Below are 9,976 nucleotides of genomic sequence, written 5' to 3' on the forward strand. Positions count from 1 at the left end.
TGAAATGGGGCGAAAGTCTGTGGACTCTGTGTAAGACAGTACATGGTTTTTTAACTGTGGTATGCGACGGTGGTGGAAGCAGAAACTTAAATCGTGAGGTTTAGGAATCGCCGCACTTTTAGGGCGGCGAGGATGTCAAAAGTTAGCTAGTGACAGTTAGTGCGATGTCGAAGCCACTGCCTAAGAATAAATCCGGTTATTAAAAACTGATTATTTATTCTCCCCTTTGCATGAGTGCCTCTTGCATGAGTGCCTCTTCTCATAACTAGCCTATACTCAACGGATTTAGTATCAGGTACTTTTTCCCTGAAAATTAGGTAGTTGACCACCTGAAAATGGGTAAAACCCTACACCCTACACCCCACACCCTGCCCCTAGGAAAAACTTTTTCAGCAAACCCTACTTACTGATAATTTTTTGAAAATCTCTTTGAATAATGGCAAAATTTTTGTCAGTTAAAAGCGGCACATGAACGAATAAAGCTCTCGGATGATGTTTTAAGATTTGAAAATATAATTCTTCGCAGACAAACTGACCGGCATTATCGCTGATATAGCTATAGGCAAGCTCTTTGACAAAATCCTTAAGAGGAATTGGTGTAAATAACTTTTTTGTGCTACTCCTAGCCTGAGATTCTAAACTTAAACGATAACGACTTTCTGCCATGCCACAACAAATAACGAAATCAGGCTTTTTGTCTTGAATAGCTTTGATAACTCGTTCACTGGCTCGATGGGTATTAACGGGAAGTTGACGCAAAAATAAAAGCTTTTTTGGATAATTATCTTGAATGGATACTAACAAATCATCGGAGGAATTACTCCGGTGATGGCATAACCAAGGCGCAAAAGAAGTTAAGAGAATTGTCAAGTTATCTCCTGATAGTTAATTGGGATGATCAACAAAAAAGCGAGCGAGGGGACAAAAATTGCTATACTAACTGACGTGACCTCAATTAAAGACGAGATTGATATCCTATGCAACGCCGTAAATTTTTGCTGATCAGTGGCAGTTTAGGTGGTTTTAGCTTGGTAGCTTGCGCTCATCAAATTTTACAGCCTGTTACTTCCAAAAATCCCCCTGAGTCGGCTGTTAAACAAGCACAAAAGGCGAAAAAAGTCAAGATAATTGTGATTAGTGACCTTAATAGTCAATCCGGTTCCACAACTTACGATCCCGAAATCGATCGAGCTATCCCTTTAATTATCAATAATAAACCCGATCTGGTCCTCTGTGGTGGCGACATGGTGGCAGGACAAAAAAGCAGCTTGACAGAGGCAGCAATTAACGCCATGTGGTCAGCCTTTGATCGCCATATCGCCGCGCCCCTGCGAGCTGCTAAAATACCTTTTGGTTTTACCATCGGTAATCATGACGCTTCTGGAGCTTTATCGGCAGGAAAATTTATCTATGCTAAAGAGAGACAATTAGCCCAAGATTATTGGCAAAACCCCCAACATGATACAAGTTTAAATTTTATCGATAAAACCGGCTTTCCTTTTTATTATACTTTCACTCAAAATGGTATATTCTATCTAGTTTGGGATGCCTCCACTCATTTAATCTCTCAGGAACAACTAAATTGGGCAGCAAAAAACTTGAGTAGTAGCGACGCTAAAAATGCTAAAATGCGGCTAGTAATCGGTCATTTACCCCTCTACGGTATTGCCGTGGGCAGAAATCGACCGGGGGATTATTTAGCCGATGCCGAGAAATTAAGAGCGTTTTTAGAGGGCCATCAGGTGCATACTTATATTAGTGGCCACGCTCACGCTTACTATCCGGGTAAACGGGGGCAATTACAATTATTACACGCGGGAGCTTTAGGCAGTGGACCGCGACGGTTATTGAACAGTGAACAAGCGCCCAGAAAAACCCTAACAATTGTCGATATTAATCCCCATCAACAGGAAACAGTTTACACCACCTACGACATGAAAACCCAAGAGGCGATCAATATTACCAGTTTACCTCCTTTGATTATGGCTCCCAACGGGCAGGTTTTACGTCGAGATATTCCATCGGTTAACTAGAAAGGAATTCCCCTAATGGCCACTGTCATCAGCACCGTTAATATGAAAGGAGGAGTAGGAAAAACTACCCTTACCGTCAACCTTGCCACCTGTTTAGCTAAATTTCAGCAAAAACGAGTCCTTGTCCTCGATTTAGACGCTCAAATCAGTGCGACTCTTAGCTTAATGTCTCCCCACGAATTCGCTCAACTGCGTCGCAAAAAACGCACTTTAAGCTATTTATTAGAAGCAATTATCAAACCCAATCCCTACAATAAATTAACTATTGATGATATTATTGTCCCTTCAGTCTGTGAAATACAAGGCTTAGATTTACTACCGGGAGACATCGAACTTTATGATGAATATGTCGTCTCAGAAACCCTGCACCACCAAGCAATTTTACAGGAAGATTTAGGCTTTGATCATGCTTGGAATAACCTGGAAAGAGTCTTAATTCAAAAAATCATTGACCCCATTCAAGACCGTTACGATTATATTATCATGGACTGCGCTCCAGGCTATAATCTTTTAACTCGTAGTGGTCTATGTAGCAGTCATTTTTATTTACTACCTGCCCGTCCCGAACCTTTATCAATTGTCGGCATTCAGCTATTAGAAAGAAGAATAGTTAAACTGAAAGCTAGTCATCAAGAAACCGCACCGATTAACCCCGGTTTACTCGGTATAGTTTTTATTCTTTCCGGTGGTGGTTTACTCAGTCGCTACTATAATCAAGTCATGCGCCGGGTACAACAGGATTTTCAAGCCCATCAAATTTTTGCTAATGCGATTCCTATGGATGTTAATGTAGCTAAAGCTGTGGATATGTTCGTGCCTGTGGTGGCAGCTATGCCCTCTTCTAGTGGTTCCAAAGCTTTTATGAAACTCACAGAAGAATTCTTGATGAAAGCCAAAAAATAGGAGATAATTACTATGGTCATTGAGTGGTTAGAATTTCAAGTTAAACCCGAAGCTAGGGAAAAATTTATCCAAAAAGATCAAGAAATTTGGACAAAGTTTTTAGCAAAACAACCTGGTTTTTTAGGTAAGGAGCTTTGGATTAATCCCGCCATCGAGGAAAAATTAATTATCGTTGTCCATTGGCAAACACAAGAACAGTGGAAAGCTATCTCCAAAAATTTACTTGATGACACCGAAGCCAAATTTTCCCTAGCCATGGGAAAAGATAATTATCAACTGCTCAAAGTCAAGGAATTTCAGGTCAGAAAATTTCGAGAAAATTTTCAGAACAATTTAGGCTCTCTGGGGACCTGATAAAAAATCAATTCATCTTTTTGTCCCCTGTCAACCTAGCCAAACTTGTCCTGAGGGGCTAAAGTGTGCTATAAGCAGTCAGAGTCTTTATTCTTTCTGATTAGGTAAATTACTGATGACTGAAGCTAAACGCGCCCTAATTACCGGCATCACCGGCCAAGATGGTTCCTATCTGAGCGAATTATTATTAGAAAAAGGCTATCAAGTCCACGGTATCATCCGTCGTACCTCCACCTTTAACACCGATCGCATCGATCATATCTACACTGACCCCCACCAGCCCGATACTAAATTATTTCTTCATTATGGCGACCTCACCGACGGCACGACCCTGCGGCGTATCCTCGAACAAGTGCAACCAGTAGAAGTGTATAATTTAGGGGCCCAATCCCATGTGCGAGTTAGTTTTGATGCCCCAGAATACACCGTCGATGCTGTGGGGGTAGGGGTCTTAAGATTACTAGAAGCAATTCGGGATTACCAAAAAAGAACCGGCATCGAAGTCCGTTTCTATCAAGCAGGTTCCTCGGAAATGTTCGGGAAAGTCATGGAAGTTCCCCAAAAAGAAACCACGCCATTTTATCCCCGCAGTCCCTACGCTTGCGCGAAAGTTTACGGTCACTGGCAAACGGTCAACTATCGGGAATCCTACGACTTATTTGCCTGTAACGGCATTTTATTTAACCATGAATCCCCTCGTCGTGGAGAAACTTTTGTCACGCGCAAAATTACCCGCGCTTTGGCCCGAATTATTGCCGGACAACAGAAAAAACTTTATTTAGGAAATCTCGATTCTAAACGGGATTGGGGTTATGCTAAGGATTATGTGCGGGCGATGTGGTTAATGTTACAACAGCAAGAACCAGATGATTATGTAGTGGCGACAAATGAAACCTATTCTATCCGGGAGTTTCTCGATATTTCTTTCCAATACGTTAATTTAAATTGGCAGGATTATGTGGAGTTTGATGAACGTTATTTGCGTCCAGCGGAAGTGGATTTATTGATAGGAGATTCCACAAAAGCCAGAGAGAAATTAGGTTGGCAGCCGTCGGTAACGTTCGAGGGACTGGTAAAATTAATGGTAGATGCGGATTTGGCGGCTTTGGGGATTAATCTTAATAACGGTGGTGATAGCGGACAGTTATTAAAAGATTTGGCTTATCTTCGCAATCGTTCAATGACAACTGTGGATTAAAGAGGTCAAAATATGCTGAATTTAAGCGAACAGAGAATCGTCGTCACCGGGGGGGCTGGATTTTTAGGTCGGCAAGTAGTTAATCAATTAATTGCAGCGGGGGCAAATCCCGAAAAAATTACAATTCCTCGGTCTAAAGATTGTGATTTAAGAGTTTGGGAAAACTGTCAACGTTTAGCCAACGAAGAAGATTTAATTATCCATTTGGCTGCCCATGTGGGAGGTATCGGTCTCAATCGGGAAAAACCCGCCGAATTATTCTATGATAATTTGATGATGGGAACCCAATTAATTCATGCTGCCTATCTAGCAGGAGTGCAAAAATTTGTCTGTGTGGGGACAATTTGTGCCTATCCAAAATTTACTCCAGTACCTTTCCATGAAGACGATTTATGGTCAGGATATCCCGAAGAAACCAATGCGCCTTATGGTATCGCTAAAAAGGCTTTATTGGTACAATTAGAGTCCTATCGTTTGCAGTATGGTTTCAACGGAATTTATCTTTTACCGGTAAATTTATACGGGCCAGAGGATAATTTTGATCCGGGTAGTTCCCATGTAATTCCTGCTTTAATTCGCAAGGTTTATGAGGCACAACAACGGGGGGATAAACAACTTCCTGTCTGGGGAGATGGTAGTCCAACCCGGGAGTTTCTCTACTCCACCGATGCAGCGCGAGGCATTGTCATGGCCAGTCAATTCTATAATGAGTCAGACCCGGTTAATCTTGGTACAAATTATGAGATTTCTATCAAAGATTTAGTGGAATTAATCTGTGATTTAATGGGTTTTGATGGCGAAATTGTTTGGGAAATAGATAAACCGAATGGTCAACCGCGACGCTGTTTAGATACAACCCGCGCTAGGGAAAAATTCGGTTTTGTTGCTCAAATGGAATTTAAAGAAGGTTTGCGGAAAACCATTGAATGGTATCGACAAAACGCCGCTTAGTCCAGATAGCTGGTGTGTTAGATAAATAACTAACACACCAGATTTTTTTTCAGCTTACTGCCCGGTAAAATCAGAACGAAGGGTTAATTTTAAATCTTCCTTGGGGTTAATTGACAATAATTCCACCGATTCTCCTCGTAATAACCAACCGGCTAATACTTCTAATCCCCCTCCTCGTAATAATCCCTCGCTAACCGGTTGGTCAGAAGTAAAAGAAGCGAGGACAGAAGCGGCGGATTTTCCTAATACTGCACCCTGAATAATTTTGTCGGGGTTAACTCCTTTAATTAGCTTTTCTAGACGAGTGAAAACTGCCGAAATAGCATCAATAGATTTTTCTTGGGGTTGACGGGTTTTTAAAAAGATTTTTTGGGATAAAAAACGCGAACCTTGACCATCAGGTTTAATTTCTCCGATAATCTGACTACCATCGGGAATAATTGTCTGTCCTTGGGAATTTTTGATATTATCGGTGACGGTCAGAGATAAAGAAAAAGTTTCTTGTTTGGTTAAAAGAATTTTTTCCCCTTGCTCGTATTTTACAGGGATGTCTGTGCCGGCAGGAATTAATTGATCATTCCCCAAAGGAATCGGTTTAATCGGGTTAATTGGGGCGAATTGACGTGCGATCGCAGGAGTCAAGGAGAGGGAGACCACAACGAAAGAAGCACTTAAAAGCATTGTTAATAGGGTCAGAGGATGATGACGACCCTGCTTTTGAAAATATAGCATCTTACCCTTGAGTTTCCTAGTGGGAGCGAATTAAAGACAGAGACGAAAGCGGAAAAAAGTTTGTTTCCAAGCAAGAAAATGCGGGAAAAAGGAGAATTTTAGCAAAAAATAACTGAGATTTCCTACTAACTGCCAGTTATTAGTTTATCTGGTCTATTGAAACGCCAAAACTCTTGATTTGTCCGCAGTTCTTAGTTTGGCACGGTTAATGGAGAACAAGAACTATTTCTGAGAAAATTATAGGTTCAATCCTATCAAAAAAAAATCACCCGATCGAATTAAAATCTCTGAAAAAATGTAACAATTGTGACAAAAAACTGAAGAAACCTCTGATCGGGTTGCCACCGATCCCAAACTCAGGACAAGGGGTCATCTAAACCTGGCCCCAGAGAAACGGCACACCTTCGCTTTCGGTTGAATTAACTCAGCACAATGAGGACAAGGAACCCTATCCCTGTCCTGTGATCGAACAGAAACAGTTCTCTCGCTATTCCAAGTCACGATCAACCCAAAAAGAGCCACTAGCACTCCAACTGCTGGATTAAAGGCCATCATTACAAACCCAAAAATCAGCATACTCAAACCAATAAATTTATCCATAAGCTCAGGGGAAGCGCATCTTAACAATCCTTGACAAAATGAACTTTGTGTGGGTTCCTTGCCCAGAGGACGATTCAGGCATATTTGAGGAGAATTTGTCATCTCAATTGTTAAGCAAAAATCGACCAAATGTTAAGATTTCGTAACTATTCTGATTGACTGATATCAGCTGAAATGCCCATGCGTATCACAAAATTGGCCAATTGTCAATAGCTTTTGAGATGCTCTCACCCTGTGGTCGCAATTCATCTCCCGTTAATTTCTGGTATATTTTTAATTAAGGAGAAATTTAACGGGAGTCCTCTTGCTCCATTTAGATAGGGGAGAGCGCGGGAAGTTTCCAAATATCATCCTTTTTGTCCTGTACTTAGGAGTAGATTATGTTTACTAAACTTAATAATTTGTGGAATCAGTTTTTCAGGAGATCAAGAAGGATTAATGATAAACCATTAAATAAAGTAAGTTTATTGGTAATAATAATTGTTGATATTTTCATCTTAGTTAATGTTTTTACAGGATTAGATGATATTAGTAGGTGGCATTTAAGCCCCCAACAAGTATATACTTGTTACAGCGAATGGCCAAGTTACAAGACAAATAATAGTCCAGATAGAGATTATGATTTAATTACAACTTTTTTAGTTGATTATAAAAATAATAATTATCAAGATGAAGAAATAGGACATTTAGGTAAAGTTTCTCCAATTTGTTTGCAATATGCTGATATTAAAAATAAGTTAAATAATCAAGAAAATAAAACTTTATTAAGTAAAATACAAACAAAACAAGATAATATTAATATACTAGAAAATAATAATAGAATTATTAGAAGTCAATATGATTCTACCCTATTAGAGAAAATTGCTGGACAGTCTGCCAACAATTCGATAAACCGGGTAAAAGCGGAAGAGGCAAAACAGAAACTAGAGGAAAATAATAAAAAAATATCAAAAATCAAAGAAGAAATTGTTAAGCTAAAAAATGAACTACTACAAAAACCATCGAGTCAAAATTTACTTGCTTTCATGAGAAATGAAAGTAAATTTAATGATGTGGAAGCTGGTTATAAAAATGCTACTTTTTGGTATCCTAGCATTCAATTAGGTTTTCAAGTTTTATTTTTAGCACCATTAATAATTGTTGCGTTATTAGTGAATCAGTATGCCCAAAGTCGCGGCTATGGTTTAATAGCGTTAATTAGTTGGCATTTATTAGTTATTTTCTTCATTCCTTTAATTTTCAAAGCTTTTGAATTTTTGCAAATTGGTATTATTACACAATTCATTTTTGATATTATCGGTGCTATCTTTGGAGGTTTAGTATTTTTAGTTCAATATGTTTATATTCTGTTAATCCCTTTGTTCGGTTTTGCTATTATTAAATTTTTGCAAAAGTTTGTTTTTAATACCAAGTCTCAAGCAGCAAAACGAGTACAAAAATCACAATGTATTAACTGCGCTAAAACGATTAAAAATCAAGATGCTCATTGTCCCCATTGCGGTTATTATCAATATGTAGAATGTCATCATTGCCATGAGTTAACTTATAAAAATTTACCTTATTGTTATCATTGTGGTACTGCACAAACTTATGATAGTTAATAGTCCCCAAGCTACTGAAACGAGCAAAGAGAGAATTGCCACTTTATCAACTAATCAATTATGGATTTACTCGAATACCAAGCCAAGGAAATATTTGCTCAAGTCGGCATCCCCATTTTACCTTCCCAACCAATCCACGAACCGGGGGGACTAAAAAGATTAAACATTCCCTACCCCATCGTGCTGAAGTCCCAGGTACGAGCGGGAGGACGGGGAAAAGCAGGGGGGGTGAAATTTGTCGCTAATACCATTGATGCGATCGCTGCTGCCCATGCTATCTTTCATTTACCGATTGCCGGAGAATATCCAGAGGTAATCTTAGCAGAAGCCAGGTATAATCCGCAACAGGAGATATTTTTAGCCATTTTACTTGATTATCATCTGCAAAGACCGGTTTTACTGGGTGCGAGTCAAGGGGGAATGGATGTGGACAGTTTACTGGAAACCATGCAAAAAGTGGTCATTGAAGAGAGATTTTCCCCCTATCTCTGTCGGCAATTAGCCGTATCTATGGGTTTAAGAGGGTCTTTGATCGAGTCTATCAGTCAAATTCTCGAAAAAATGTATAGTCTCTTTGTCAGCAAAGATCTCGATATTATCGAGATTAATCCCCTGGGTATCAACGAAGCTGGGGAAGTGATGGCCCTAGATGGCAAAATAAGTGTTAATGATGCCGCTTTAGCTAGACATCTCGATCTCCTAGCTTTGACCCCACCCCAATTACAATCCCCTTGGTCGATAATTGATCAAACCGGCCGAATAGCCGTGATTAGCAATGGCCAGGGTTTGATGTCCACTGTCTGGGATGCCTTGGCAGGCAAGGGGGCAAAACTGGCGGCATGGCTTATACTGGAGGAAAGACTAGAATTAGAGCAATTAAACGAGCAAATAGAGTCTGGTCTGCAACAATTCCAACTATTGGCCGATTTAAAAGTGATTATCGTTGATATTATCAGTTATCCCGACTTTGGCCAAAAAGCGATCGAGAGTATTAGCAATTACTACCGCAGTTATAGCCCATTATCACCCAGCCGGGGCAGCGGCGAACGGATGATCCGGGCTACCCGACAGGAAAGACAAACCTTGGAACCCAGATCTTTTCCCAATCCCACCGTACCACAAATAATTTTTCGCGTCCTAGCTGACAGCAAAGCGATCGATCTCAGTCAGAGTTTAGCTGATGTTAACTTTCATTGGTTAGAGTCTTTAGAAGAGGTAGTCACGGCAGCAATTAAATTAGCCTAGAATTAGTGATCAGCAGCAATTCTCATTTTGAAATAAATAGAGCATTAACCCCGATTTTGGAAGGCAAAATATAGTAGAAAGTGACTATTTTTCAGGGAGAGGCGATCACTAAAAAAACAATTGGTTGGATAAATTAAGTATAAATACTCAAGCAATCAAAGGGATTGGCTGAGAACGAACGGGGTAAATTCAGGAAGATAGTTCTGTTTTTAGAATAAGGAATTCAAGGGAAATAAAAATTTATAATTATTGTCAGCTAAGGTAAAATGGGTGAGTTAGAAATCCACCAGCACGTCAAATTATTCCAAGATGGCTCAAAAAGCGGCAACCCTAGAAATTTCGGAATTAATGCAATTTTT

9 protein-coding genes are annotated in these 9,976 nt (G+C 39.8%); 7 read left to right on the forward strand and 2 right to left on the reverse strand.

The window, feature by feature from the left end:
• Window positions 1-399: 399 nt before the first annotated feature.
• Window positions 400-870 carry a pyroglutamyl-peptidase I family protein gene (locus O9332_RS21405; protein ID WP_002764001.1) on the reverse strand — a complete coding sequence of 157 codons (471 nt, stop codon included), beginning with the start codon at window positions 868-870 and terminating at the stop codon, window positions 400-402.
• A 107-nt stretch (window positions 871-977) separates the two neighbouring features.
• Here O9332_RS21405 and O9332_RS21410 point away from each other — a divergent pair, with 107 nt between their 5' ends.
• The 5 genes from O9332_RS21410 (at window position 978) to O9332_RS21430 (ending at window position 5,439) form a co-directional block, all read left to right on the forward strand.
• On the forward strand, window positions 978-2,033 hold the full coding sequence (locus tag O9332_RS21410) for a metallophosphoesterase family protein (RefSeq protein ID WP_288027315.1): 1,056 nt from the start codon (window positions 978-980) through the stop codon (window positions 2,031-2,033).
• 15 nt (window positions 2,034-2,048) lie between these two features.
• Complete coding sequence (locus tag O9332_RS21415; RefSeq protein WP_002757975.1) at window positions 2,049-2,936, forward strand: ParA family protein; 888 nt, start codon at window positions 2,049-2,051, stop codon at window positions 2,934-2,936.
• A gap of 12 nt (window positions 2,937-2,948) precedes the next feature.
• Complete coding sequence (locus O9332_RS21420) at window positions 2,949-3,290, forward strand: TIGR03792 family protein (RefSeq protein ID WP_002757976.1); 342 nt, start codon at window positions 2,949-2,951, stop codon at window positions 3,288-3,290.
• Window positions 3,291-3,405: 115 nt separating this feature from the next.
• Entirely contained in the window at window positions 3,406-4,488 is a 1,083-nt protein-coding gene (gene gmd, locus O9332_RS21425) for a GDP-mannose 4,6-dehydratase (protein WP_002798501.1), read from the forward strand.
• Between the two features lie 12 nt (window positions 4,489-4,500).
• Window positions 4,501-5,439, forward strand: coding sequence for a GDP-L-fucose synthase family protein (locus O9332_RS21430; protein ID WP_004159245.1), 939 nt, complete (start codon window positions 4,501-4,503; stop codon window positions 5,437-5,439).
• Window positions 5,440-5,493: 54 nt separating this feature from the next.
• Here O9332_RS21430 and O9332_RS21435 read toward each other — a convergent pair whose 3' ends face one another.
• Complete coding sequence (locus tag O9332_RS21435) at window positions 5,494-6,171, reverse strand: hypothetical protein (protein WP_004159248.1); 678 nt, start codon at window positions 6,169-6,171, stop codon at window positions 5,494-5,496.
• 980 nt (window positions 6,172-7,151) lie between these two features.
• On the opposite strand from O9332_RS21435, the gene O9332_RS21440 reads away from it, so the two are divergent.
• Together O9332_RS21440 and O9332_RS21445 are read left to right on the forward strand one after the other, a co-directional pair.
• Window positions 7,152-8,372, forward strand: a complete 1,221-nt coding sequence (locus O9332_RS21440) for a hypothetical protein (protein ID WP_288027318.1) — start codon at window positions 7,152-7,154, stop codon at window positions 8,370-8,372.
• A 60-nt stretch (window positions 8,373-8,432) separates the two neighbouring features.
• The gene (locus tag O9332_RS21445) at window positions 8,433-9,617 is read left to right on the forward strand and encodes an ATP-grasp domain-containing protein (RefSeq protein ID WP_004159253.1); all 1,185 of its coding nucleotides are present in this window, start codon (window positions 8,433-8,435) and stop codon (window positions 9,615-9,617) included.
• The last annotated feature ends 359 nt before the right edge of the window (window positions 9,618-9,976 follow it).

Source organism: Microcystis sp. LE19-10.1B (genome assembly GCF_027530565.1).
GTDB classification, from domain to species: Bacteria; Cyanobacteriota; Cyanobacteriia; order Cyanobacteriales; family Microcystaceae; genus Microcystis; species Microcystis aeruginosa.